Annotated in this window: 23 protein-coding genes and 1 pseudogene; 15 read left to right on the plus strand and 9 right to left on the minus strand. The window is 63.3% G+C overall.

What is annotated here, in order from left to right; all coding sequences use genetic code 11:
• Positions 1-16: 16 nt before the first annotated feature.
• From NO887_RS12845 to NO887_RS12870, 6 genes are all read right to left on the minus strand, one after another.
• Positions 17-892 (minus strand): glycerophosphodiester phosphodiesterase, encoded by an 876-nt coding sequence (locus tag NO887_RS12845; protein WP_256418682.1) that lies wholly within the window; start codon positions 890-892, stop codon positions 17-19.
• Positions 889-1,044, minus strand: coding sequence for a hypothetical protein (locus NO887_RS12850; RefSeq protein WP_256418683.1), 156 nt, complete (start codon positions 1,042-1,044; stop codon positions 889-891). Before NO887_RS12850 ends, NO887_RS12845 begins: the two co-directional genes overlap by 4 nt.
• A gap of 9 nt (positions 1,045-1,053) precedes the next feature.
• On the minus strand, positions 1,054-1,710 hold the full coding sequence (locus tag NO887_RS12855) for an AIM24 family protein (RefSeq protein ID WP_256418684.1): 657 nt from the start codon (positions 1,708-1,710) through the stop codon (positions 1,054-1,056).
• 74 nt (positions 1,711-1,784) lie between these two features.
• Entirely contained in the window at positions 1,785-2,450 is a 666-nt protein-coding gene (locus NO887_RS12860) for a cytochrome c biogenesis CcdA family protein (protein WP_256418685.1), read from the minus strand.
• 43 nt (positions 2,451-2,493) lie between these two features.
• Positions 2,494-3,042 (minus strand): TlpA family protein disulfide reductase, encoded by a 549-nt coding sequence (locus NO887_RS12865; protein ID WP_256418686.1) that lies wholly within the window; start codon positions 3,040-3,042, stop codon positions 2,494-2,496.
• Complete coding sequence (locus NO887_RS12870; RefSeq protein WP_256418687.1) at positions 3,039-3,734, minus strand: SCO family protein; 696 nt, start codon at positions 3,732-3,734, stop codon at positions 3,039-3,041. Before NO887_RS12870 ends, NO887_RS12865 begins: the two co-directional genes overlap by 4 nt.
• Positions 3,735-3,899: 165 nt before the next feature.
• On the opposite strand from NO887_RS12870, the gene NO887_RS12875 reads away from it, so the two are divergent.
• The 3 genes from NO887_RS12875 to NO887_RS12885 all read left to right on the plus strand — a co-directional run bounded on the left by NO887_RS12875 (position 3,900) and on the right by NO887_RS12885 (position 8,712).
• A complete protein-coding gene (locus tag NO887_RS12875; protein WP_004595330.1) occupies positions 3,900-4,106 on the plus strand; it encodes a cold-shock protein in 207 nt (68 codons plus the stop codon).
• A gap of 181 nt (positions 4,107-4,287) precedes the next feature.
• Positions 4,288-4,995, plus strand: coding sequence for a DNA repair and recombination protein RadB (gene radB / locus NO887_RS12880; protein ID WP_256418688.1), 708 nt, complete (start codon positions 4,288-4,290; stop codon positions 4,993-4,995).
• A gap of 102 nt (positions 4,996-5,097) precedes the next feature.
• Positions 5,098-8,712 carry a S8 family serine peptidase gene (locus tag NO887_RS12885; RefSeq protein WP_256418689.1) on the plus strand — a complete coding sequence of 1,205 codons (3,615 nt, stop codon included), beginning with the start codon at positions 5,098-5,100 and terminating at the stop codon, positions 8,710-8,712.
• 79 nt (positions 8,713-8,791) lie between these two features.
• Here NO887_RS12885 and NO887_RS12890 read toward each other — a convergent pair whose 3' ends face one another.
• The gene (locus tag NO887_RS12890) at positions 8,792-9,931 is read right to left on the minus strand and encodes a CBS domain-containing protein (protein ID WP_256418690.1); all 1,140 of its coding nucleotides are present in this window, start codon (positions 9,929-9,931) and stop codon (positions 8,792-8,794) included.
• Between the two features lie 163 nt (positions 9,932-10,094).
• On the opposite strand from NO887_RS12890, the gene NO887_RS12895 reads away from it, so the two are divergent.
• Positions 10,095-10,775, plus strand: coding sequence for an HAD family hydrolase (locus NO887_RS12895; protein WP_256418691.1), 681 nt, complete (start codon positions 10,095-10,097; stop codon positions 10,773-10,775).
• Between the two features lie 744 nt (positions 10,776-11,519).
• Here NO887_RS12895 and NO887_RS12900 read toward each other — a convergent pair.
• Positions 11,520-12,326, minus strand: coding sequence for an IclR family transcriptional regulator (locus tag NO887_RS12900; RefSeq protein ID WP_256418692.1), 807 nt, complete (start codon positions 12,324-12,326; stop codon positions 11,520-11,522).
• A gap of 275 nt (positions 12,327-12,601) precedes the next feature.
• Here NO887_RS12900 and NO887_RS12905 point away from each other — a divergent pair, with 275 nt between their 5' ends.
• Positions 12,602-13,843, plus strand: a complete 1,242-nt coding sequence (locus NO887_RS12905) for a Zn-dependent hydrolase (RefSeq protein WP_256418693.1) — start codon at positions 12,602-12,604, stop codon at positions 13,841-13,843.
• A gap of 78 nt (positions 13,844-13,921) precedes the next feature.
• Here the strand turns inward: NO887_RS12905 and NO887_RS12910 are convergent, their stop codons facing one another.
• Complete coding sequence (locus tag NO887_RS12910; protein ID WP_256418694.1) at positions 13,922-15,220, minus strand: amidase; 1,299 nt, start codon at positions 15,218-15,220, stop codon at positions 13,922-13,924.
• Between the two features lie 144 nt (positions 15,221-15,364).
• Between NO887_RS12910 and NO887_RS12915 the strand changes: the two genes are divergently transcribed.
• The 10 genes and pseudogenes from NO887_RS12915 to NO887_RS12960 all read left to right on the plus strand — a co-directional run bounded on the left by NO887_RS12915 (position 15,365) and on the right by NO887_RS12960 (position 26,232).
• Complete coding sequence (locus NO887_RS12915; protein ID WP_256418695.1) at positions 15,365-16,471, plus strand: Rossmann-fold NAD(P)-binding domain-containing protein; 1,107 nt, start codon at positions 15,365-15,367, stop codon at positions 16,469-16,471.
• Positions 16,472-16,612: 141 nt separating this feature from the next.
• Positions 16,613-17,575 (plus strand): ABC transporter permease, encoded by a 963-nt coding sequence (locus NO887_RS12920; protein ID WP_256418696.1) that lies wholly within the window; start codon positions 16,613-16,615, stop codon positions 17,573-17,575.
• Positions 17,576-17,577: 2 nt separating this feature from the next.
• A complete protein-coding gene (locus tag NO887_RS12925) occupies positions 17,578-18,636 on the plus strand; it encodes an ABC transporter ATP-binding protein (protein ID WP_256418697.1) in 1,059 nt (352 codons plus the stop codon).
• 2 nt (positions 18,637-18,638) lie between these two features.
• On the plus strand, positions 18,639-19,982 hold the full coding sequence (locus NO887_RS12930) for an oligopeptide/dipeptide ABC transporter ATP-binding protein (RefSeq protein WP_256418698.1): 1,344 nt from the start codon (positions 18,639-18,641) through the stop codon (positions 19,980-19,982).
• A gap of 113 nt (positions 19,983-20,095) precedes the next feature.
• Entirely contained in the window at positions 20,096-21,079 is a 984-nt protein-coding gene (locus NO887_RS12935; RefSeq protein ID WP_256418699.1) for an ABC transporter permease, read from the plus strand.
• Between the two features lie 142 nt (positions 21,080-21,221).
• Positions 21,222-23,048 carry an ABC transporter substrate-binding protein gene (locus NO887_RS12940; protein WP_256418700.1) on the plus strand — a complete coding sequence of 609 codons (1,827 nt, stop codon included), beginning with the start codon at positions 21,222-21,224 and terminating at the stop codon, positions 23,046-23,048.
• A gap of 56 nt (positions 23,049-23,104) precedes the next feature.
• Complete coding sequence (locus NO887_RS12945) at positions 23,105-23,773, plus strand: TlpA family protein disulfide reductase (protein ID WP_256418701.1); 669 nt, start codon at positions 23,105-23,107, stop codon at positions 23,771-23,773.
• 226 nt (positions 23,774-23,999) lie between these two features.
• Positions 24,000-25,235 (plus strand): MFS transporter, encoded by a 1,236-nt coding sequence (locus NO887_RS12950; protein WP_256418702.1) that lies wholly within the window; start codon positions 24,000-24,002, stop codon positions 25,233-25,235.
• A 116-nt stretch (positions 25,236-25,351) separates the two neighbouring features.
• Positions 25,352-25,980 (plus strand): annotated as a pseudogene (locus tag NO887_RS12955) (IS6 family transposase).
• A gap of 57 nt (positions 25,981-26,037) precedes the next feature.
• Positions 26,038-26,232, plus strand: a complete 195-nt coding sequence (locus NO887_RS12960) for a helix-turn-helix domain-containing protein (protein WP_256418703.1) — start codon at positions 26,038-26,040, stop codon at positions 26,230-26,232.
• The last annotated feature ends 102 nt before the right edge of the window (positions 26,233-26,334 follow it).

Here is a 26,334-nt window from a genome sequence, read left to right on the forward strand (position 1 = left end):
TGCCGATGTCGCAGGCTCAGCGGCGCTGTACCGTCGAGTAGTCGGCGATAATTCCATCGACGCCGGCCGACGCGAGGCGATCGGCCTGGTACCACGTCTCCACGGTCCAGACGTTCACGGCGCGCTCGTCTGCGTGCGCGACGGCGACGATGTCGTTGGCGTGCCCGAACGCGTCGGCGTCGAAAAAGGGTGTCCCCCGGATCGCGTCGATCGGGGGGTGGATCGCGTCGGCGTCGTGTTGGCGGGCGATCGCGAGCCCGTCGTCGATAGACTCCGACACGAGCGGCGCGACCGGCGCTGCCGACAACTCCGTGACTGCCGCCAGCGCACCCTCACAGAAGGACGAGAACAGGCAGTCGTTCTCGTGATCGTCGACGACGGCGAGCACGCGTTCGACGAACGGTCGCCAGACCGCCGTCCGCTCGGCGAGCGCGTCGCTCCCTAGCTTCTCTCCCGGCCGGATGTCCCACCGTCCCGGGTTCTTAAGTTCGACGTTCACGCCGACATCGGCGGGGACGGCGTCGAGCACGTCGGCGAAAAGCGGCACGGTTTCGCCGCTTTCGAGCACCGGCGCGCTCGTGACGGTCGCGGTGTCCGTCTCCCAGACGACGCCGGTCGCGTCGGTGAGTCCGGCCGGCCTGTCATCTCCGTCACGCCGACCCAACTCCGCGTCGTGAGCGGCGACCACGTCGCCGTCGACGGTCGGGACGACATCGACTTCGATCCAGTCGGCGCGACGGCGACGGGGTCCAGACTCCTCGGTCGCGTCCGACCGCTCTCGAGCCGCGGGTTCGGTCGCCGCCTCGAACGCCGCGACGGTGTTCTCCGGATTTTCGCCGGCGAAGCCGCGGTGCGCGACCAGCGTCGGCTCTCCGTCTCTGGGATCGATCATATCGCGTCGGCCACGGCGTCGACGACGACACCGGCGGCCTCTGAAATAACTGTCTTGATTCGCGCGAGGACACCCGACGATCCGCCGTTTGCGTCCTCTTCGCTCGACTCGTCGGAGTCAGCGCCCTCGTCGGAGTCGATTCCGTCACTCATCGTCGTCGATCAGACGTGTTCCTCGTACGGCTGTACGATCACGAACCCGTCCGTGCCGTCGAAGCGCATCTGGTAGCGTTCGCCGGACTCCTGTCCGATCATGTCCGAGAGGCTGCGATTCACCTCGACGTTCGGGGCAGTCTCGCTCCACGCGACCGTCGCGCTCGGGTCCGTCGCGACCGGCGGCTCCAACACGATCGGATCGCCGTGGGTCGTGAGCGCGACGTAGCCGGGTCCTTGGAGATAGACATTGCTGAACCCGCCGGCGAACGAGCCGGCGAGGCTGTCTATGGTGCTGATCTCGTACGAGAGCGAGTCCTCGAACGCGAGTACGTCTTCGCCGTTGACCGTGATCGACTCGCCGGCGTCCAGCTCGACCACTTGGACCTTCTTGCCGCCGTCGGCGAAGTAGACGTGTCCCTGCCCCTCGACGGCCATTATCGGCGTCCCTTCGCCGGTGGCAGCCTCCTTGAGGAGGCCGGTGATTCCTCCTTCTGCCGACGCCTTCCCGGTGAACGAGATGTCGCCGGTGTACGCGATCATCGAACCGGCCTTCGCCATCACGGTGCCGTCGACCGCGACGTCGAGGGTGTAACTGTTCTCGCGCTCGAAGGGATCGGCGCTCTCGGTCGATGCGTTCGCGGCGGTGAACTGATCGAGATTCATGTGCGGGGACCGAACTCGCGGGTTCGGCTACGTGCCGATTCCCCGGTCTGATACATAAATGTCGGGAGGCGGAGTCAGTACACGACGAGCGAGAGGTACAGCTGTCCGACCCCCGCGATCATCATTACGACGCCGGCGACGCGCTTCAGGAGGTCCGCGTGGGCCATCACGCGGGTGGCGTTGCTCACGAGTCCGACGCCGGTCGCGACGGTGGTCGCGGCCATCAGAAGGGCGACGGTTCCGGCGTAGACGCCGACGACGAGCAGCGCCGTCTCCGTGGGAAGCGCGATCGCGCGGGCGACGACGCCGAGAAACACCGGTGCCACGCACCCTGCGCCGGCGAGCGCGTACCCCGCACCGAAGACGCCGAAACCGAGCACGCCCGCGCGACGCTGCGGGAGCGGGACCGATATCGCCGGGGCTCGTCCGGCGGCAACGAGCAGCCCGAAAGTGACGAGGAGGGCACCGACGAGCGTCTCGAAGACGGTGATGTTGGAGAGCGTCGAGTAGCCGATGTGGACGGTGGCACCCGCGAGTAGCGCGAACGTCGCGAGCACGCCCAGAGCGGCTGCGAGTCCGCGGACGCCAGCACCGGCGACCGAGGCGCGGTCGGCGTCGACGGAGTTCACGTAGAAGCCGACGTACCCTGGTAACAGCGGGTACGCGCACGGCGAAAAGAACGTCGCAACACCGGCGGCCAGCGCGAACGGGACGTTGGTCGCGATCGAGATGTCCGTCATCGGCGCGAGTGCTTTCCGTCGCCGCGGCAGAAGCGCGGTGCGGTCATCTGTTCAGGGCGGTTTCGATGCCGGCAACGAGTTCGTCCGCGGTGTGGACGCCCGAATCGCTCCACGCGACTCGCCCGTCGGCGTCGAGCGCGACCGCGGTGGGATACCCGCCCACGTCGAGCTTCGCCGCCAGTTCGGCCGTGACATCGGCAGCGACCAGCCAGTCGCCGTCGTGCTCGCGCCACCAGTCGGCCACGTCCGACTCGCTCACGTCGTCGCCGACATCCTCGTTTGTCACCGAGGTGAACAGCACGTCGTCTCCGACGCGGTCGTGGGCCTCTCCCAACGCCGGCATCTGCTCGGCACACGGCGGGCACCACGTTCCGAAAAAATCGACGAACGTGGCCCGTCCGTCGGCGGGTATCACAACCTCGCCGTCACGGCTTCCGGGGGCATCGACCGTGGTGAGCGTCACCGGTTCGACGGGCTCTGCGCCGTCGCTCCCGATTCCGAGCGCGGCGGGTGCGTTCCCGGTGGCGACCGCACCCGCCCCCCCGAGAGCGCCCACGCTGGCGAGGCCCGCGAGGAGGTTCCGTCGCCTCACGCCGTGACCACCCGCTCGACGTCCTCGATGAGCGACTCGATGTCCGTCTGCGGGCCTCTCGGATACGCTCGCTCGATGATTCCCTGCTTGTTCGCGAGGAGGATCAGCCCGTAGTGGGGGAACTGGTACTCCAAGTTCTCGTACTGGTCGGCCTCGGTCTTCTCGATCACGAGTCCGAACTTCTCCTCCATCAGGGACTGGCCAGCCTCGTAGCTCCCCGGCCGGAGGAAGTGCCAGTTGTTGGTATCTAGATTCACGCCCTGTTGGCCGGCATATTCGCGGAGGACATCGGCCGTGTCGCGCTCGGGATCGAACGTCTGTGCGAGCAACGCGAGTTCGTCGCCGTACTCATCCTCTGCGGCGGCCGCCTGCGCCCGTCGGAGCCGAAGGATGAGCGCCGGACAGACCCCGTCGGGACAGTTGGTGTAAAATGAGGTCCAGAGGACCGCGCGTTCGCCCTCGTAGTCCGCGACTGTCACGTCCTCGCCGGTGAGTGGGTCGGACAGCGTAAAATTCGGCATCTCGTCGCCGTAGCTGGGATGAGATGCTTCGCTCAGATCCTGCTCGGGAGGGCCGAGAACTGTTCCTTCGGCTCCAGACGATCCGAATACCCCGAGACACCCGGCAGTTGCCGCGGTGGCGGCGACGCTGGTCGTGCTGGCGACCGACCGGAGGTACGTGCGGCGATCCATGTGATTACGATAGATTCGTGGCCGCTCGTAAATGAACCTCGCGGCTGGTCGCACGCGATGAACACAGGCGACTCGCCGCGATTCGCCGTGGTCGAACACATCACAGGTCGTGGTACCGTGACCCTCGCAAGGGTTATCCCCAAACGGACTGTACGTTTGGTTGCAATGGCAAACGGTAAGGTTGATTTCTTCAACGACACTGGCGGCTACGGTTTCATCTCGACTGACGACGGCGACCTCGACGACGACGAAGACGTGTTCTTCCACATGGAAGACGTCGGCGGTCCGGACCTCGAAGAGGGTCAGGAAGTGGAGTTCGACATCGAGTCCTCGCCTAAGGGACCCCGCGCGACGAACCTCGTCCGTAACTAATTACCGGATTCCGGCGTCGCTCGACGCGATCGGCGACCGATTCCGATTCTTCACACTCTCAATCTACGAGGAGTGACATCTTTTCGGTCAGCGTCCGCAGACGAGTACAGTTTCTGGTTGAATCCCGCGCGTGACCCACCGCGATCGACCGTTTAAATACGAGCGCGAGTGAGACGCTGACGTGACCGATTCGATTCCGACCGGCTGCGGTCCGGTCGACGACCTGTTGGACGGCGGGTTCGAGCGCGGCGTCGTCACGCAGGTGTACGGGCCGCCCGCGGCGGGGAAGACCAACCTCGCGCTCGCGGCCGCGGTGGAGGTCGCGGCCGGCGGCGATCGCGCGCTCTACATCGACACGGAGGGCCTCTCCATCGATCGCTTTGAGCAGGTGGCGGCGGGTAGCCTCGACCGATCGAACGCCGACGAGACAGTCGAAGAACTCGCCTCTCGGGTGATCATCACGGAGGCGTACGACTTCGACGACCAGCGCGAGGCGGTCCGCGACGCCGAGGAACTCGCCACGGAGGTCGATCTGATCGTGGTTGACTCCGCCACCGGCTTCTATCGCCTCGAACGGGCCGACGACGCCGAAACGGGCGACTCGCTGCGAGCGGTCGCGAAACAGGTGACGCACCTTCTCTCGCTGGCCCGCCGGCACGACTTGGCCGTCGTGATCACGAATCAGGTGTTCAGCGACCCCGACAGCGACCGCGACCGCGCGCTCGGCGGCAACACGCTCAACCACTGGACCGGTGCGATCGTCCGCGTCGACCGCTTCCGCGGTGGGAACCGCCGGGCGACGCTGGAGAAACACCGGTCGAAGCCGGCCGGCGAGACGGTGACCTTCCGGATCGTCGGCGACGGCCTTGCCGAGGGAACCGACGCCTGACTGTGGCTCATCTTGTCGATAACCTATTGTCCGTCTAACGTGACGTAGCAACCCTCGTCACGGCCGTGAGGATTAACCCACTCGCAGCCGAGGTCACGGGTAATGGGGGGAGGAGAGAAACGATCGACAGTCGTGCTCGTGTGGATCGCGGTCGCGTGTGTACTCGTCGCGAGCGCCGCGCCCGCTGCCGTGGCGGGCGGTTTCGACGGCGGTGCGGCCGCGGTCGATGACGAGTCATCGACGACGGACGCGGTCGACCGCGAGGCGATCGGTCCCGGACTTCAGTCCACGAACGGTACTGTCGAAGTGGTCGTGCGGTTCGGAAACACTGCGAGGTTCGAACAGCAGACGGTAGGTGATGGCCGTATCTCGACGGCCGATCTCAAGACGAATGCGGACAGCTCTCAGACCGAGTTCAAACGGTTCGCGAACGGGAACGGCGCGATCACGGTGGAACGGAGCTTCTGGGTCGCGAACGCGATGCTCGTCACGGTCGACACCGATCGCGTTCCGATCGACCGCGTTCTCCAAGTTCGCGGCGTCGAGCGCGTCCACGAGAACTTCGAGGTCGAAATCGACTCCGCGACGTCGACTTCGGAGGCCGGCGCGCCGAGTCCAGTGACCCCGTCGCTCGCGCTGCCGACGCCCACAGCACAGACGGTGTCGACGGCGTCGACGGACGCGACGTACGGTGTCGAAATGGTCCGAGCACCCGAAGTGTGGGACACGTTCGACACTCGTGGTGAGGGCGCGACGGTCGCCGTGCTCGATACTGGTGTCGATCCCGATCATCCTGACTTGAACGTGAGCGGCTGGGCGGAGATTGACGAGAATGGTAACGTCATTCAAAATGACGACGGACCGTACGATCTGAACGGTCACGGAACTCACGTCGCAGGCACGGTGACGGGTGGAAATACGAGTGGAACGGCCATCGGTGTCGCGCCCGAGGCGACGCTCCACGGGATCAAGGTGTTTCCGGGCGACGATCGAAACACGACGTTTACCCGAATTATTGGTGGCATGGAGGCGTCACTGGATCCGGAAGTTGTTGGCGAGCAGGCAGACGTGGTTCAGATGAGCCTCGGTGCAGACGGATACTACACTCAGTTCATCGATCCCGTTCGTAACGCGCGAGAGACTGGTGCCGTCGTCGTGGTCTCGTCGGGAAACAGCGGTCAAGGAACATCCAGTACGCCCGGAAACGTCTACGATTCACTCGCTGTCGGTGCGGTTAATAGCAGTCAAACTGTCGCATTGTTTTCCAGCGGCGAGACCGTTGACACCTCCGAAGATTGGAGATCAGACGCCCCTGCGGACTGGCCTGCTGAGTACGTCGTACCCGATGTGTCGGCACCGGGTGTCGACGTGTACTCGGCCGAGCCGGGCGGTACGTACGACACGAAGGACGGAACGTCGATGGCCGCGCCGCACGTCTCCGGCGCTGCGGCGCTGATGCTTTCGGCGAGCACACGCGATGTCGGCGACGACGAACTGTACGACACACTGCGCGAGACGGCGGACCACCCGCAGGATGCGACCGATCCAGACGACCGGTACGGGACGGGAATCGTTGACGCCCATGCCGCGGTGTCGTCGATTACGGAGAACCGGTCGAACCTCTCGGTCACGAATTTCGACGCGCCGAATGAGACTGCACCGGGTGCGACGGTCGAAGCGACGGCCACAGTCAACAACACCGGCGCGGATCCGGGATCTGGTGTCGTCGAATACCGCTTCAACGGGACCGTCGGCGACGAGGCGAACGTCTCGCTCCAACCGGACGAAGAGATGACCGTGTCGTTCTCGTACGTCGTCCCGGACGACACGCAGACGAACACGACGTACGAGCACGGCGCATACACGACCGACTCGAATCTGACAACTGACATCACGGTTGTCGATGGGCCATTCTACGAGATATCGAACCTCTCTGCGCCGTCCATCGTCGAGCGCAACGCGACACTCGAAGCCACGGCCAACGTGACGAACCGAGGCGAGGCTTCCGGAGACAACCGAACCGTCGAACTTCGCCTCACCGATCCCGGAAACGATACCGACGTGCGCGTACTGAACCAGACCAACGTCTCGCTCGATCCGGGCAGCGCGACCAACGTGGCTCTCTCCGGGTCGATTCCGGACGATATCGGCACGGGCGCGACCACGCTTGCGGCCGCCTCTCCCGATGACGACGAGACGGGACCGATCCGGATAGCGGAAGCGGTCGGCACGGTGAACGGTACAGTCACCGACGCGGAGACGGATGCGACGCTCTCCGGGATCGACGTGATGGTCGAGAACGAAAGCGAGGTCGTCGGAGAGACTGCGACCGAAAGCGACGGGATCTACACTGTCGACGTTCCGGCGTCCGATCTGAACATCACTGCGAGTAACGCGACCTACCGACCCTCGACCGCCTCGGTGTCGCTGGCCGGATCAGGAGATACCAAGACACAGAATTTCTCGCTGAAGACTCGGAACGGGACGCTCTCTGGAGTCGTGGGTGTCACCGACGATCTCGACATTCCCGCAGACGCGACCGTCACGGTGACGAACGGGACCGGCGACGCAGTCGCTTCTGTCGACGCAACCGCGGACGGCACGTACGAGGCGTCGCTCCGCCCCGGGACGTACAATGTCACCGCGGCCGCACCCGACTTCGACTCGGCGACCGAGAAGAATGTCGCGATCGAACCCAACGCGACGACCAGCGCGCTGCTGGAGCTCGGTCCGCTCCCCGCTACGCTGTCCGGGACGATCACCGCGAGCACGACCGGTGACCGGATCGACGGCGCGACCGTGACGGCCACTTCGGCGCTGACCGACGAAGTAGCCGGAACGAACACCACGGACACCGCTGGCGACTACTCGCTGACCCTCGACCGCGGCGAGTATCTGGTGACTGGCTCGGCGAACGGATACGGTGACGCGAGCGCGACGCGGATACTTCCGTCGAACGGGAGCGTCACCGAGTCCCTCGCATTGCCCCCCGAGTTCTCCGTGACCGACTTTGATGGACCATCGTCCATCGAGCAGGGAACGAGTGAGACGTTCGATGTCACGGTCCGGAACAACAACGGCTCAGCCGGCGACGTGACGGTGTCGTTCACCGACACGGCGACCGAGGCAGATCGATCGACGACGCTTTCTGATGTCGCGTCGGGTGCCACTCGGACGGTTTCGTTTTCTCTCTCGATCGGTGATGGGGTCTCTCCGGGTACGTACGACGCAACGGCCTCGGTACCCGGCGGGGCTGATCCGCAGACGGTCTCGTTTGACGTGGCAGAGTCTGTCGACGACGGCGATGAGACCACGGACGACGGCGGTAGCGGTGGAGGTGGCGGTGGAGGGGGCGGTGGCGGTGGAGGCGGCGGCGGAGTCGCTCCACCGAGCGACGAACCGGAGGAAGCCGACACGAACGAGACTGCAGAGAATGAGACCGCGGCTGACGACGACCCGAACTCCGAGGTTCCGGATGAGACGGATGACGACGACCGCGATGATTCGTCGGATTTGGACGGCTCGTCCGGCTCTACCGACGGCGGTGACGGTTCCGACGGTGATGGATCCGGTGCGACTGACGCCGGAGGCGACGGGGCCGCCGCTCCGCCCTCCACGGACGGGAGCGTCCCCGGATTCGGGGCTGCGATCGCCGTCGCCGCACTCCTCGTGACCGCGCTCGTCGCGCGGCGTGGTGCGAGCCAAGACGAACCGTAACGCCGCCCGGGTGCAAAAGGTCGAGGAGAACACGCTTGCGCCGGTCCGAGACAGCGGGAGGCCGAAAAGCGGTGCGCCGCTACAGCTCGCCGAGCTTGCGGAGGAGCTGTCCGCGGTACTCCTCGTCGGCGTTGATGCCCTTGATCTCAAGGACGTTCCGTTCCAGTTTGTCGAGCGCGACGTGGAACGCGTGTTCCGCGCCGTATCCCTCGCCGGAGCCGCCGACCTGTCCCTCGTTGGTCCGGAGTCGGATCTGACACTGGATCAGGGGAGTGCCGCGGAGCTTCTCTTTGTGCGCGTGCAGTCGGACGTGCGCGTGGATGACCTGCATCGCGGCGTACTTGTCCGCGACCTGCTCGATGGACTCGACGATGTGTTCTCGGTTCGTCGTATCCAGCAGCTCGACGTTCGTTATCTGCACGTCCATCGAGGCCTCTTCGGTGAACGTGAGCGCGCGCAACACGTCGGTTTTGGTCACCATACCGGCGACGGTGTCTTCCCCGTCGGGCGTGACGACCAGACCGGAGATGTTGTTGTCGAACATCCGCTCGACGACGGCCTGCACGGTCTCGTCGGCGGTCGCAGTGACGACGGGACTCGACATGATATCGTAGACGGGGATGTCGAGCATCCGGTCGATGTCTCCGGCGCGGTCGCCGCTGCCCTGCCGCTCCTGGTCGCGGACGACGAACTCGACGATGTCGTTGGTGGTGACGACGCCGACGAGCTGGCCGTCCTCATCGAGTGCCGGCAGCCGCGAGATGCCGTTCTCGCGGAGGCGGTTGATCGCGCTCCCGACGCTGTCTTTCTCGCTGATTCCGATCACGTCTTCGGTCGCGATCTGGGCGACGGTGAGCGCGTCGAGACTGTCGAGAACGGCCTCAAGGATCTGATCGACGGTGATGATCCCGTACAGTTTCTCGCCCTCGTACACGGGCGCAATCTTCACGTCGCCCTCGACGAGGAGACGCGCCGTCTCGCGGACATCTTCGTGTCGATCGACCGACGGGGCGGGCTTCATCACGGCCGACACCTTGGTGTCGTCCTCCATTCGCGATCGCATGAGCTGTTTTTCCCCCACGACGCCCGCGTACTCGCCGTCCTCGGTGACGACGATCCCCTTCGGATTCTCCCGCTCGAAGATAGAACGGACCTTCGCGAGCCGCTCATCGACCTCCACTTCGACGTATTCCGGCGCTGCAATATCAACGATATTCATGGTCCAGTCCGGAAGTTCGACCGGCCGGGTATTGAAAGTGCGGGAGTCGTTGCGTCGAGTGAGACATCTCCTCAAAAGCGAGACTCGGCGTCCGACGGCCTCGAAAACCTCGGGTACACTGAATGGTGAAAGGTTTTTGCCGGTTACCGACGGACATAGGTGCGTGTACGACGCCGTCGTCCTCGACAAGGACGGAGTCCTCGTCGGGCGGACCTCGTTCGACACGCTCCGGGAGGCCGCTTGGGACGCGTTCGTGAGCGCTGGCGTCGAGGACCCGGATCTGGCTCACGTCGACGACGTCGCGGTCGGCGTTGACCCCGCAACGCTAACGACGATCTGTGAGCGATACGACCTCGACCCGACCGAGTTCTGGCGCATCCGCGACGAGGTGGCGTCTGCGGCACAGATCGACGCCGCGCGACGCGGACAGAAGACTCCCTACGAGGATGTCGACGCGCTCCGCTTCATCGACGCCTCGCTCGGCGTCGTCTCCTCGAACCAGCAGGCGACCGTCGACGCCGTGCTCGATCACTTCGGTCTGTCAGAACGATTCGAGATCGCGTACGGCCGAGAACCGTCGATAGCGAGTCTCTCGCGGAAGAAACCGTCGCCCTACTACCTCGAACGCGCCCTCGACGCGCTCGACGCCGAGACGGCGATCTTCGTCGGCGACAACGAGTCCGATATCCGCGCCGCCGACAACGCCGACATCGATTCTGCGTTCGTCCGGCGTCCCCACCGACGGTCGACGGAACTCACCTGCCAGCCGACCTACGAGATCGACGATCTCCACGATCTCGTGAGTATCTGCGGGCGGGGACCGGTTGACGATAGTCGAGAGTAGATCGGTGTCTCGTCTGTCGGATCGGCCTCGATACCCCGACCACAGCGTGTTAGTACCACTGAGAGCCGTGTCCAGTCGCCGGATCGACGGCGACATCTGCCGTCGATACTATAGTCTAAAGACAGACATTTTCGATATTATACTCGATATACTATGAATTAATACTGTTCTGATTGTCGTTAATCTCGGTGGCAAATATGACCTACGTCGACATCGTGTTCTCATAGGATAATTTTGCTGTATCTGGCACGATAGCGCCTCAAAAGAACATTTATCTGGGATAAATAAGTTATTTCCTAATATTATCTGGTTAGTTATCTATATAATCATAGAATTCCATATCTTCTCCCAGCTCTGTTTCACAAATCGAATATTGTACGTAAATGGTCTTGAATTACCCATATAAGGCCAGATAGTGATCGGTAACAATGTGATCTGGAAAATCACCTTCTACTGGACAACTCTCTCAGTGTGTTTCGGAAACCCATTTCATCTTCACCAAAATTACCGGATTTCTGAGTAGTATTTAAAATGTATAATTATCAAATAGCGTTCGAACGATAGCGCTGTGAGGCCCGTTCAGGTACTTGGCTGTCGCCCCGTTCTCGACACTTTTTCCGTTACGAATGTATGTCTGTAATGGATGTGCATCTTCGGCGAGCGAATGACGAAGAGTGAGCCAGCGTGCCCGTTCGTACATGCTGAACGACACGCCGGCGCGTCCGCGGGTGGATTTCTCGGGATTCATTCGTTTCCCGGAAACGTGTTCGACATGTTGATCGTCACTTCGATCAGGTTTGCGGTCCGCGTCACGGCCTCCGGACTCTCTTCACGGAAGTGATCGCCGTGGAGGATGCTCGTCGGACCGGAGACGCTCAGCGCTCCCAGTACCTCGTCGTTCCGTCCGCGTATCGACGCGCCCACGGCCCGAAATCCCTCTATCTCTTCTTCGTCGTTGAACGCGTAGCCACGCTCATCGATCGTCGACAGCTCCGCGAAGAGAGCGTCTCTGTCGGTGATCGTGTGGGGCGTCCGCTGGACGAGATCGTGACGATCGAGGATCGATTCGACGCTCTCCCGCGAGAGAGCGGCGAGTATCGCCTTGCCGGTGGCGGTCACGTGGAGCGGTTCCGGCTGCTGTATCTTCTCAGTCTGGTAATCATATCGCCCGACGCTGTCGCCTTTCGCTTGATACAGGTTGATCCCGCGGCCGTTCTCCATCACGGTGAGGTGCGCGTACAGTCCGGTCTCGGCCGCGAGATCGTCGATCTCGTCTCGAGCGATCTGAAAGAGTTGACTCTGATTCCGAACGGACTCGCCCCGCAGCGACAGCTTGTACGCGAGCGCGTACTTCTCGCCGTCCCTGACGACGTATCCGGACTGCTTCAGCGTTTTCAAATACGCGTGTACGGTGCTTTTCGAGAGGTCGAGCGTCTCTGCGAGCTCCGTCACACCGAGGCTTCCCCGACGGGCGAGCGTGTCGATAATTTCGATCGATCTCGACACTGACGTTCGCGTCCCCGAGTTTTCGCTCGTGGCAGCGTCGTTCATACCGTGGTCCATGCCGTATTGCGTGTTAAGTGTTCCCATATACGGGATAATACTCCTTTTCACTCTTATTACTGTCCACTACTTTTGAGTATAGGTGTATGTTCGTATATTTATTCTCCATCTATTTGTGTAGAACTCCATTTGTTTTGCAGTCGGTGTCGAATCCGTTCCGCCTGTCTGAACGACGCGTTATATCACCGGAACGGACGAATAGCAGTGCTCGCCCGGGTGTAACGAGCGATACGATTATTATCATGCCCCGTGTTGACGCGCCTGTGGCAGTTGCACTCAACAGAGACCGCCTCGTGGACGCGATGGAAACGCAGGCGGCGATCGGCGGAACCGAAGACGACGGACTCCACCGACTCGCGCTCTCCGACGCGGACAAGGCCGCACGGGACTGGTTCGTCGAACAGCTTCGAGCCTTGGACCTTCCAGTCCGTATCGACGAGTTCGGCAATATCTTCGCTCGCCGTCCGGGAACGGATCCGGACGCGGATCCCGTGTTGATCGGATCGCATCTCGATTCACAACCCAACGGCGGTATCTACGACGGACAGCTGGGCGTCGTCGCGGCGCTCGAACTGCTTCGGACGCTTGACGACGAGGGTATCGAGACCAGCCATCCGATAGAGATCGTCAACTGGACCAACGAGGAGGGCTCTCGATTTCAGCCAGGACTGCAGGGGAGCGGCGTTTGGTGCGGCGAATTCGACCTCCAGACCGAGTACGACCGAACCGACCGCGACGGCGTTCGCCTAGGAGACGAACTCGAACGCATCGGCTACCGGGGTGACGCCCCCGCCGAACCGACAGAGGCGTACGAGGCGTACTTCGAACTCCACATCGAACAGGGGCCGTACCTCGACGAGAGCGGAAACGACGTGGGCGTCGTCACCGGGGTCGTCGGGCTCTCGTGGGGCGAGGTGACGTTCACGGGAGAGGCCAACCACGCGGGGAGCACGCCGATGTCCATGCGCTACGACGCCAGCGTGCCGGCGGCCGAACTCCTCTCGTACGTCAGACGCCTCCCGGGGCAGGTCGGCGACCGGACCGTCGGAACGGTCGGATCCATCGACGTGGAACCCGATTCGATCAACATCATCCCGGAGTCGGCCACCGTGACGTGGGACATCCGTGATCCGGCCGACGACGTGGTTGATCACGCCATCGACCGACTGTCGGCGGAGGCCGAGGCGGCGGCGCGACGAGAGGGCGTCGACTGCGAGGTCGAAGAGACGGCCCGGACCGAGAGCGCCAAGTTCGCCGATCGGTGTGTCGAGACCGTACAGCGGGTCGCCGACGAGTTCGGATACGAGAGCATGCGCCTCTTGAGTGGTGGGAACCACGACGCCTCACACGTCAACGAGGTGTGTGACGCCGCGATGGTCTTCGCAGTCAGCGAGGACGGTAAGAGCCACACCTCCGAGGAGTACACCAGCTGGGAGGACTGTTACCGGGCGGCGAACACCGTCGCGAACGCCGCGCTCGCGACCGCGTCGCCGACGACCGACTAACGGTAATACGCGCGCCACGCCTGCTACCCGTCCCGAGCCGGTGGAGCTATCACCACCGACTCGGCGACGAAGGCGCGATCAGTCCGCAGAGAAAGCGTCCGCGATGCCGTGACTCCACCGGATCACGTCCTCGTCGGCGTCGAACCGTCCCGCGAACTGGACGCCGAGCGGGAGTCCGTCGTCCGTCTCGCTCGCGGGAACCGTGACCGTGGGAAGTCCCGCGTGCGTCCACGGGAGGTTCATTATCGGGTCGCCGGTGCTGTCGATTCCCTCTGGGGCCGGTCCCGGCGCGGCGGGCGCGATCCACAGGTCGATCCCGTGCTCGTCCATCAGGTCCGTCAGGTCGCCCCGAAGCTCTCCGCGGCTCCGCCGCCCGACCGCGACCGTCTCCATCGTCGCCTCCAGCCCCTCGGCTATCAGTTCGCTCGTCTCCTCGGCGTACCGCTCGCCGTACTCCCGGTACCACTCCTCGTGAGCGACGGCGGCGTCGGCGGCGACGAGCCGCTGATGTCGCTCGTTGATCGCGTCGATGTCCGCCATCGCGTCGACGCGCACGATGTCGTACTCGGCCGCGTCGAGCTCGTCGAGGTGATCCTCGAACGCGTCGAGCGCGAGGTCGGACGCCTGTTCGAGATACGGCCCCGCTGGGACGCCGATCGTGGGCGTTTCCGTCGGCGCTGGCAGCGTCCGCCACGAGTCACAGAGCAGGGGCGCGGCGAGACTCACTCCGGCGGTGTCCTGCGTGAAAATACCTACGTGGTCGACGGACTCCGACAGCGGGATGACGCCCTCGGTCGATATTCGTCCGAAGCTTGGCTTGTAGCCGACGATTCCGCAGAACGCCGCCGGGCGGATCACGGAGCCGATCGTCTGCGTCCCGAACGCGACCGGACACAGCCCGGCCGCGACCGCCGCCGCCGACCCGCTGCTCGACCCGCCGGGCGTTCGGTCCGTGTCGTGGGGGTTCCGCGTCGGCCCGGGCGACATGTGAGCGAACTCCGTCGTCACGGTCTTTCCCAACACGAGCGCGCCGGCGCGACGAAGCGCCGTCACGGCGGCCGCCTCGTCGCCCGTGATCGCCTCGGGCGGGAGGTCGGACCCGGCGCGCGTCTGGAACCCGTCGACGTGGAAGATGTCTTTCACTCCGACCGGCACGCCGTACAGCGCCGGTCGGTCGGCGGGGTCCGGATATCGTTCGGCGAGCGCGGCCGCGTCGGCTCTGAGACGCTCCCATCGACCGTCCTCGGCGACGAGGGATTCGATTTCGGGATCCACTTCGGCCGCGCGCTCTTCGAGTTCGTCCACGTGCGCCTCGGGGTCGATCCGCCCGCTCCGCAGGGCGTCTGCGACGTCCGCCAATGGCTCTTGATATAGCACGGCACTAGCTGCCACGCCGGTACTGTTATATCGGTCGCATTTCGCATATATTGCCGCCACATCCGAAACACTCCTCGGGTCCGACGAGACCGAACGGGCTCCTCGCCGGAACTACTATGCGGGTTTCCGTCGTTGCGGCGGACGATGGTGTCAGACAGCCCGGAGGCGGTGCGGTTTCTCTCACAGGAGGCCGCGATCGAAGCCGGCGCGACGGACGCGAACCGGTGTGTCGAGCGGATGGACGAGGTCTTCGAACTGTACGACGACGGTCGAGTGGTGATGGGCGAGAACGGTCACTACCTGCACGGACACATGACGACGTTTCCCGACGGACTGGCCGAACCCGACGCGAAGCGACTCCGAGCGGGGAGCCGCTTCGGCGCGATGCCCGCGTACGTTGGAGGCGACATCGACGCGATCGGCGTCAAGTGGTACGGTTCCGTCACGGCTCGACCGGACGAGGCGTCGGCACCGGACTCCGATCCGATACTGGTCTTGAGCGATCCCGACACCGGCCGACCGCTGACCGTGATGGACGGCGCGGTCGTGAGCAGCATGCGGACCGGGGCCACGGCGGCGCTCGGGGCGCGGTACCTACAGGGCGATCGCGCGACGACCGCGACGATACTCGGTCCCGGTTCGGTCGGACAGGCGTCGACGATCGCGCTCGACGCGACCCTGGGGTCGCTCGCGGAGATACGCGTCTACCACCCGGACGAGCGGAAATCAGTGGCCTTCCGCGACGCGATGCAGGAGCGCGTCGGGGCGCGGATCGCGGCGACCGACTCGATACGGACGGCCGTCCGCGGCGCGGATGTCACTGTCGCCGCCGCGTCGGGAGACTCGCCGCCACGGATCGACGCCTCGTGGTTGGATGACGACTCGACCGTGATCCAACTGGGCGACCTCCGGATCGACCTCGGCGCGTTCGATACGGACCGGATCTTCTGTGACGTTCGCCGGCACCCGTTGGAGTTCGAGCGACAGGTCGGCTGGGAGTTCACCGCCGCGTACGCCGCCGCCATCGAGAGCGACGAGTACCCGCTCGCGCTCTCCGATGTCCGAACCCTGCACGAACTCGCCAGTGGGACCGACACGGAGCCGACGGCGGGGCGGTCGATACTGTCGTCGCTCGGGCTGCCGATGGAAGATGTCGCGTGGGGGGCCGAGGTGTACCGAAACGCGACTGCCGAGGGACTCGGACAGCCGCTGTCGTTCCGGTCGGAGTCGCACTTCGGGACGACGTACTGACGCCGAGATCGCGGTGACATCGGTCTCACGTTTCGTCAATCGAGACCCCTCCGGTCCGCTCGATCTCTTGGTGTGTCTGCTGGTGTGTTTTAGGTACTTTAATCAAAGAACTTTTATACGCGTATTTCCCCGGGATTGTTGATGGATATCGCCAAAAAGGTTTCAGATAACGTGTTAGTACGCACAATATCTGATCAGAATCGTTTCGAAAACATCGGTGACAACTACATCGTCAGAAACCTCTGGGGAGGGCTCCGCTCGATGGTGAGCGACCGGATGACCGTATTCTACTTCGGCATCCTCGTCACGATCCTCCTGATGGGCGTGTTCGGTCCCATGCTCGCTCCGTACGGCGTCGAGCAGATCCACTTCGATCCACAGACCGGTGAGATGCTCCGCGCCGAGGGGCCCTCGCTCGCGCACCCGCTGGGAACGACGTTCCAAGGATACGACGTGCTGACGAGGCTGCTGATCGGCGCTCGTCCCACCGTTCTCACCGGGATCATCGGCGGTGGAATGATCCTGACGATCGGCACCGCTATCGGCGTCACCGCCGGCTACGTCGGCGGACGAACCGAGACGCTGCTGATGCGGTTCACCGACTTCGTGTACGGCGTACCGCTGATTCCGTTCGGTATCGTGCTGATCACATTCCTCGGCGTGGGATTTATCCCCTCGATCATGGTGATCGGGTTAATCCTGTGGCGCGGTGCCGCCCGGGTGATCCGGGCGCAGACGCTGAAGGTGAAACAGTACCCGTTCGTACAGGTCGCCAAGGCCAGCGGCGCGAGCACGCCACATATCATCTTCAAACACATCCTCCCGAACGTGGCACCGATGGCGGTGTTCTTCCTCTCGCTGGGCGTCGGGTACGCGATAATGCTTCAGGCGAGTCTGACGTTCCTCGGCGTCGCCGACCCGTTCATCCCCTCGTGGGGCGTCATGATCCGAAACGCGTTCAACTCCGGCTACATGGCGACCGCCTGGTGGTGGTCGGCACCGCCTGGCCTGCTGATCGCGATCACGGTCCTTGCGACGTTCATGTTCGGACGCGGCTACGAGGGAGGCGACAGTGAGACCGAAAACAACGCGATCGCCGCCTAACCATGAGCGAGCCACTACTCGAAGTCGACGATCTCACGGTACAGTACCAGACGGACGACGGGATGTTGACGGCCACCTCGAACGCCTCCTTCAGCATCTCCGACGGCGAGTTCTTCGGGCTCGCGGGCGAGTCCGGATCCGGGAAGAGCACGCTGGCGAAGGCGATCATCGGCGGCCTCGACGACAACGGACAGGTCTCGAGCGGGACGATCAAATACCGCGGCGAGGAGATTCAGGACCTCTCGGACAAGGAACTCAGCCAGCGGATCCGCTGGAAGGAAATCTCGTGGATTCCGCAGGGGGCGATGAGCAGCCTCGATCCGCTCCAGCGAGTCAGCGAGCAGGCGCTCGAGATCGGCAACGTCCACACGGACCTGCCGGACGAGGAGATCCGAGACAAACTCAAGGAGACGTTCGACATCGTCGGCCTCCAGGAGAGCCGGATCGACGACTACCCGCACCAGTTCTCCGGAGGGATGCAACAGCGGGCGATCATCGCGCTCGCGCTGTTTCTCGAACCGGAGCTCGTCATCGCGGACGAGCCGACGACGGCGCTGGACGTGATCATGCAAGACCAGATATTCAAGCACCTCGACCGGCTGAAAGACGAGCTCGACGTGAGCCTGCTGTTGATCACCCACGACATCAGCGTGATATTCGAGTCCTGTGACAGCGTCGCCATCATGCACGCGAGCCAGATCGCAGAGCGGGGGACGACGAACGCGGTCCACGCCAACCCGCGACACCCGTACGCGTTCATGTTCAAGGAGGCGTTCCCCGACATCAGAGAGCCCAAGCGGGAACTGGAGGTGATCGAGGGGCATCCCCCGGAGCTGATGGGCGAGGTCGACTTCTGTAGCTTCGCGGACCGCTGTCCGTGGGCGGCCCCGGAGTGTCGGGAGGGAGCCCCGCCGACCGAGTCTGCGGGCGACGACGATCCGAGCCACGTGACTGCCTGCGTCCGGAGGGAGGAAGCCTACGAGCTGTATCAGTCTGACACGTCTCCCGTCGACGACGGATCGAGCGCACAGAGCATCGCGCAGACGGGGGAGGGTGATTGACCGTGAGCGCGAACCAGCCCGTGTTGGAGATCAGGAACCTCAAAAAGTACTTCGAAGGGAACACGGATATCGTCGACATGCTCATGCGCCGCGAGCCGTCGCAGATTCAAGCGGTCGACGGCGTCTCGATGACGCTCGAAGAAAACGAGTCGGTCGCCGTGATCGGCGAGAGCGGCTGCGGAAAGTCGACACTGTTGCGCACGCTTATCGGCTTGCACGACATCTCCGATGGGGACATCGTGTACAAGGGGACGCCAGTCTCCGAGTTCGACAAGGCGGACTGGAAAGAGTACCGGCGGAACGTTCAGGTGATATTCCAAGACCCGTTCAACTCCCTGAATCCGAAGATGACCGTCCGGGAGTCGCTCGCCGAGCCGCTGAACATTCACGGAATCGGCGACAAAGAAGAGCGGGTGCGAGAGGTGCTCGAACAGGTCGAACTCCAGCCGGCAGAACAGTACCTCGACCGGAAGCCGGAGAACCTCAGCGGCGGCGAAAAACAGCGCGTCGCCATCGGTCGCGCGCTGGTTCTCGATCCGGAGGTCATCCTCGCCGACGAGCCGGTGTCGATGCTCGACGTCTCCACGCAGGCCGCGGTGTTGACGAAGATGAAAGACTTGATCAACGACTTCGACGTGTCGATGATCTACATCTCACACGACCTCTCGACGGTGTCGTACATCGCCGAGACGGTCAAGGTGATGTACCTCGGTCGGTTCGTCGAGTCGGCTCGAACCAAGGAGCTTCTTGAGGACCCGAAGCACCCGTACACAGAGGCACTCGTCTCGGCGATCCCGGTGCCGGACCCGACGTACGACAGGGAGCGGACGGAGATGTCCGGCGCGCCGCGGGACCCGATCGATATCGGTGAGGGCTGTCGGTTCCGCGACCGGTGTCCGGAGGTCATCCCGCCGGACGACATCGACATCGACCAGGGGGCGTACCGAGAGATCATGTCGTTCCGCGAGTTCCTCGAACGCGAGGAGGTCGACCTCGATCGGATTCAGACGATCGTGGAGGTGGACGAGCGCTCCGCGCTCGTCGACGCGATTCAGCGCGAGTACTTCGACCACGAACTCACCGGGAAAAACGAGTCGACGCTCCGGTCGGCGCTCACGTCGCTGGCCGACGGAAACGAGGAAATCGCCATCGAGCGCCTTAGCGATCGGTTCGAGAGCGTCTGTGAGACCACCCCACCGGAGGTGGAGACGGAACCCGAGTGGCACGTCGCCTGTCATCACCACACGGAAAACGACCGAACGGCGGTCGCGAGCGGCGGCGGAACGAACGCCACGGACGGCGGGTCAGACGCGACCGAAAGCGTGGCACACGCGGAGCACCAATGAGAGCACACACTACTGAGATGGCAGACGTAGAGGAGCGTACTGGACACGAGATCGGCGGAGACGAGAGCGGCAGGTGTGAGACCGGCGGACACGTCGGCGGAGGTGAGCGATAGATGTCGTCGCTGAGGCGGTACTTCGCCGTGCGGTCGTTACAGACCGTGATGATGCTGGCGCTCGTCATGACGGCGCTGTTCGTGCTGTTCCGGTCCATGCCGGGAGATTTCACCGCACAGATGGCGGCCTCGGGGGCGAACGAGGAGGCGCTGCAGGCGATCCGCGAGCAGTGGCACTTAGATGAGCCGCTGTACATGCAGTACTACCACTACATCGCGAACCTCGCACAAGGGAACCTCGGGGAGTCCCCGGTGTACCGCGTCGACGTCTGGCAGTTCACGAAGCTCCGCATCTTCAACACGTTCATCCTCGTCGCGCCGGCGATGACGTTCACGTACGTCCTCGGCGTCGTGATCGGCACCGTGGCGGGGAGCAACCGCGGGAGCGCCTTCGAGCGGTTCGGGACCGTCCCGGTCATCGGCGTCGGCTCCTCGCCGGCCTTCTTCACAGCGATCATCCTGGTCATCGTCTTCGCCGTCTGGTTGAACCTGTTTCCCACTTCGGGGATGACGTCTCCCGGTTCCTCCGAGGGGCTCGCGTGGTGGGAGCCGTACCTGACCCGCGACTTCGCGGCCCACTACGTGCTCCCGTTCGCGGCGGTGGTCTGCCGGTACCTGTTCATCCCGACGCTGATCATGCGCAACAGCGTCGTCGAAGTGATGGGCGAGGACTTCACGGAGTACTACCGGCTGACCGGGCTCCCGACGCTGACCCGCCTCCGGCACATCGCGAAACACGCGAGCATCCCGGTCCTCACGATCTACCCCGTCTCTCTCGCGCGCGCCATCGGCGGGCTCGTGCTCATCGAGACGGTGTTCAACTGGCCGGGGATCGGCTTCACGCTCGTCGAGGCGGTGCTCGCGCGCGACTACCCGACGGTCCAGTTCGTGTTCTTCGTGGTGGCGGCGTTCGTCATCATCTCGAACTTCGTCGTCGATCTCGCGTATGGAGTGATCGACCCGCGAATCCGGCTCGAAGGGTAACCCAACTCTTCCTCCGTTTCTAGCTGGGTGTCAACTAGTCTCGGCTCTTAATTTTATTTATATAGTATAATTATTCATATCGTACCACAGTCTATCGGTTCCTGCCGGTAAATTTATAAACAAACACGATAGTGTTTGTGGTATGGCTGCTAACACCAAGCAAGCCGACGACGGTGAGAGATCGATCGAACGCAGAACACTCCTTCAGGCGCTCAGCGGCGCGACGGCGGTCGGGCTCGCCGGCTGTTCCGGTGGGGGCGGCGACGGCGGTGACGGCGGTAGCTCGTCCGGATCTGGCGGTGACCTCGGCGAGCGCGTCTCCACGATCCAGATGGAGTACTGGTCCGACTACGGCGGCTTCACCACCACTCAAGAGCAGATGGCCCCGACCATCAGTCAGGGGATAGAGGCGCTCGGAACCGGCGTCGACATCGTCCCGAAAGACCTCGGAACGAACACGGGCCAACAGGCGAACGACGAGAACCGCGCCAACAACATCTCGTTCACGTGGTGGGTGCCGGCGGCCGACCGGCTCGACCCGCAGGAGCTGTTGAACAACATGCGGCTCGACTGGGCGGGGGCGAACGGCCAGGCCAACACGTCGAATTACGCGGACTGCGAGTACACCCGGCTCCTCGTCGAACAGACCAACGCCGAGACGCCCGAAGAGCGCGAGGAGGGGATGAACGAGACGATCGCGTACATGTCCGAGGACTGCGCGATCGACAACCTCTGTCCGGTGGCGAACATCGGTGCGTGGCGGACGGACCTGGTGGATATCGACGGAATCGGTACCGGCGGGCTCGCCCGCTCGAACGCGGAGTGGCTCTTCAAATCCGAGCTGACGGACGGCGACGAACTCATCGTCGGAATCGACCCGATCGCGACCGAGACGACGAACTGGATGACCCACACCGCCTCGATGCCGGAAGCGATGTGGCAACACATGATCCACTCGCCCATCCACAAGTACAACGAGGACTTCGAGATCGTCGAACTCCTCGGGTCGGTCGACGTGGTCAGCGGCCAAGAGGTCGTCGTCGAACTGTTCGACGACGCGACGTTCACCAACGGCGACCCGGTCACGGCTCAAGACGTGAAGTTCACCTTCGAACAGATCCTCCGCGGCGGCGACGCGGGCGCGTACCCCGGCGCAGCGCCGATCCCGTACGACGCAATCGAGGCCGTCGACGAGCAGACGATGCGGTTCACGTTCACGGAGCCGTACATCCCGTTCGCCCAGACGTCGCTCATGCGGTGGGGGATCCTCCACCAGGAGTCCTTCGAGGAGGCGGGCGCGGTCGAAAGCCCCGGTGACGCGACGTTCGAGACCCCGATCGTCTCGTCGGGACCGCTCGAAGTCACCTCGATCCAGCAGGGCCAGCGCATCCTCACGGAACCGCACGACGGCCATCCGGAGTACGAGGTCGCACAGCCGGTTATCTTCAACGCGTACCGGAACGAGGAGTCGATGATCAACGCCTTGGGGGCCGGCGAGGCGCACGTCGCCGTCGAGATCTCGCCGCCCAACGCGACCCGGGTGAACGAGGAGGTCGACAACGCCACCGCGGAGTTCACCGGGACACACACCTCCTACAACCTCCAGTACATCTGTCACACCGCGCCGTGTAAGTTCACCGAGTTCCGCAAGGCCGTCGGCGCGTCGGTCAACCGTGACCAGCTGGTGAACACCGCGTTCGACGGCCGCGTCGAGCCGGACATGTTCCCGACGTACATCTCGGAGAACCACCCGCGGTTCCCGCCGGAGGACATGCTGTACGAGCACCCGGATTCGAGCGGCGACGTCGAAGCGGCCCGCGCGATGCTCGAAGAGGAGGGATGGGGCTGGGACGGCGACGGCAACCTCCACTACCCGCCGGACGCCGACCTCGATCCGCTCTGGCCGGAGGGAGAGGTCCCCTCGGCCGAGGACTTCCCCTGTATCGACGAACTCGGACTGGATCCCTGACCGAGAAGCGTGTTCCGTCACATGAACCACAAATCCGACACTCATCCGCGAAACCGATGACGACCGCCACTGAAACCGTCGACGAACTGGTAACAACCGGCGTAATAGAGGTGACGCCGACAGGGATCGCTCCAAGCGACGAGTTCCGCGCGACCGTTTCGGAGCGGTGCGCGGCGATCGAAGACGGTCGAGACGACGCGCTCGCGGACCTTCCGGTCCTCCCGGAGGCCCTGCGCGCCGCCGATGTCGATCCCCGACTTCTCGCGACCTACGCGACCCTGCGGGAGCGTCACCCGAATCTGTCGACGACTCGGGCACTCGTCGCGTCCGTGCTACTCGACTCCTCGAAGTCCGGGCCGCCGCCCGCGTCCGGGGCCCCTGAGGGCTTCGTCCCGGTACACGGCGAGGACGCGGTTCGTCTCGTCGATCTGTGTGACCGCTGCGTCGTGTACGTCTGGCGCGACGACTGCCCGCCGTGCGAGTCGATGCGTCCGAACCTGAGCGACGTGTTCGGAACGGTCCCACCCGAGGGCGTGCTCGCCCTCTCGGTATACGGGCCCGACTGTGCGGCGCTGCTCGACGAGGAGTACGACATCGTCGGAGGGCCGACGACGCTGTTCACACTGGAGGGGCGCGTCGATACCCGGTTCGTGGGCGTCGCCGAGACGGACTCGATCGAACGTGAGATCGAGACGCTCCGAGAGCGGTCCCTTCAGTCGTCGTAGCTCGTCGGCATCACCTAGACCCCTCTCTCGCGCCGTTTACGGGGAACCTCCATCGTGATCTCGTCCGGCACAATTCCGACACGCGCGCACGTCGGCACGGGTTCGACACGTATGCCGGCCTGCACCTTCGATAAACGGACTGACTCTCTGGTGGTCGATCGGGAGGCGTGCTGCTCACGGTCGACAGTCCGAGACCTGTGCCAGCGAACCGTTTCATAGAACTCTCATGCAACGATTCACGAACGGCCGACTCGCCAACTACGACGTTCTCGTGCTCGTTTCTCTCATCTGGTTTCTCGGGAAGTTCGTGCGGTACGTGTTCCCGCCGCTGTTTGAGCCCCTACAGCTGACGTACGGGATCAGCAACGCGACTATCGGGAGCGCGTTCACCGGATTCATGATTGTGTACGCGCTCATGCAGTTTCCGAGCGGGGTGGTGGCGGACTGGATCGGGTCGGTCCGGATCGTTGCCGGCGGCGCGACGGTCGCCGGGGTCGGCGCGCTGGCGCTCGTCGTCGACTCGCCGTTTCAGGTGTTCGTGGCGGCGATGCTCGTCATCGGTGCCGGAACGGGGGTTCACAAGACCGTCGCCGTGCGACTCATCGCACGCTCGTTTCCCGACCAGACCGGGCGAGCGCTCGGCATCCACGACACCCTCGGCACGTTCGGTGGCGTGGCCGCGCCGACGGCCGTCGTGGTGCTTCTGTCCGCTCCACCCATCCTCGCGGGGGGACTCGATGCGCTTCCCGGGGCTGACTGGCGTGCGGTGTTCCTGATCGCCGGTCTCTCGGCGCTCGCACTGGCAGGGGTGTTCACAGTCCGGTTCCGCGGCGGCCGTCTCGACGAGCGGCGAGAACGCAACGCGGCGACAGGGATGAACCCGAGCGTCGGTACGTACCTCGGTCTGCTCCGTGATGTGCGCTTCAGCGCGTTCATCTGTGTCTCAATCGGCGTGGCGTTCGCGAACAACGGACTCCTGTCGTTTCTCCCGCTGTACCTCTCTCAGGTGTCGGGTCTCTCGACCGCGACCGCGAGCCTCCTGTACTCGCTGTTCTTCTGGATGGCGTTCGTCCAGTTCGTCGCCGGCGACCTCTCGGATCGCATCGGACGGTTTCCGCTGCTCGTAAGTACGGCCGGCATCGCGTCGGTCGCGCTGTGGGGAATCGTGCTCGCACCGGACGCCGGGCTGATCGCGCTTAGCGTGCTCATCGCTCACTTCGGTATCGGTGCCCACGGATTCAATCCCGTTCGGGGAGCGTATCTGATGGAACTGCTCCCCGATCGGCTCACCGGCGGTGGACTCGGCGTGTTTCGGACCCTGTTGATGGGCGTGACCGCTCTCGCCCCGAGCGTTGTCGGCATCGTCGTCGACGCGTTCAGCTTTCGCGTTGCCTTCGGACTGCTCGCGACCGTGCTCGCAGTCGCCACCGTCGGTGCGGTGGGGTTGTGGATAACCGACTGAGAAGCCGAGCACCTCCAGTTGAGTTGCGAACGACACGAAACGTTCACGAGTTTTCCCAAGATGGGCGGTGTTGAGATAAGGCCGAAGGACGATGCGGTCAAAAGACCGAGTGGTCTATGCTCTCGTTCAACTGCTCCAATGGCGATAGTGGTTGTATCGAGTTAGATTTTCTGGAGCGGGAGGTGACACCTGAGCCGGCGATGAAGCTCGGTACCCGGTTCTATTTTAACTATCACTTTTAGATACAATATTGGTTCTTGATGATTTAGGGGTCGGTTACCATCGAACTACCGTCCATCGGTAGGTACAGAAAGCTGATTTACAGCCGACCGACGGTGCTACTCCGAATCACGTTTCGGTCGATGAAATTGTGATTCACCTCAATTCTGAGCGATATTGGCTGTACGTCGCTGTCGATCCCGACACGAACCGCCTTCATCATGTTCAACTCCATCCGACGAGATCGAACGCAATTTCCTCAATATTTCTCGCTGAACAGCGTGAGAAACATTAGGTCGACAACGTGATCTTTCTCGTCGACGGTGTGCCATGGTTACAGGCGATCTGCCATCGTCACGGCTCCGATTCCACAACGTCACACATGGGAATTGGAATAGCGTCGAACGTGTCTTTCGTGAAATAAAACAACGAACCAACCAGTTCTCAAACTGTTTTAGCCACGCCGAAGCAGACTCCGTCGAAATGGCTTCAAGCTCTCGCCTTCGTATGGAACCAGCTTATCTGAACACTACCGTCCTACTATCCCGAACATTAAATAGTGATTAGGCTTAAAAAACCTATTATGAATGATAACATAAAAACAAAATCTGTTGAGAAGACTTTTGCAATCGTCGAAGAATTACGAGAGAGAGAAGGAAATGGAGCAGGTGTTAGCGAATTAACTGATGCAGTGGACATCCCAAAAAGTACTGTCCACCGGCATCTTTCTACACTAAATGAACTTGGCTATGTTACCCTGTTGCACGTTCAAAATTAGTTCGCCGGACGGGGCGGGCAGAGCTGAAACCGACCACCACTCAGCTGTGCTGACCCAATGATGGTACGTTTCTTGACAGACGGGGCTGAATGAACCAGAGAA

This window comes from Halorubrum laminariae (assembly GCF_024494655.1).
GTDB classification, from domain to species: Archaea; Halobacteriota; Halobacteria; order Halobacteriales; family Haloferacaceae; genus Halorubrum; species Halorubrum laminariae.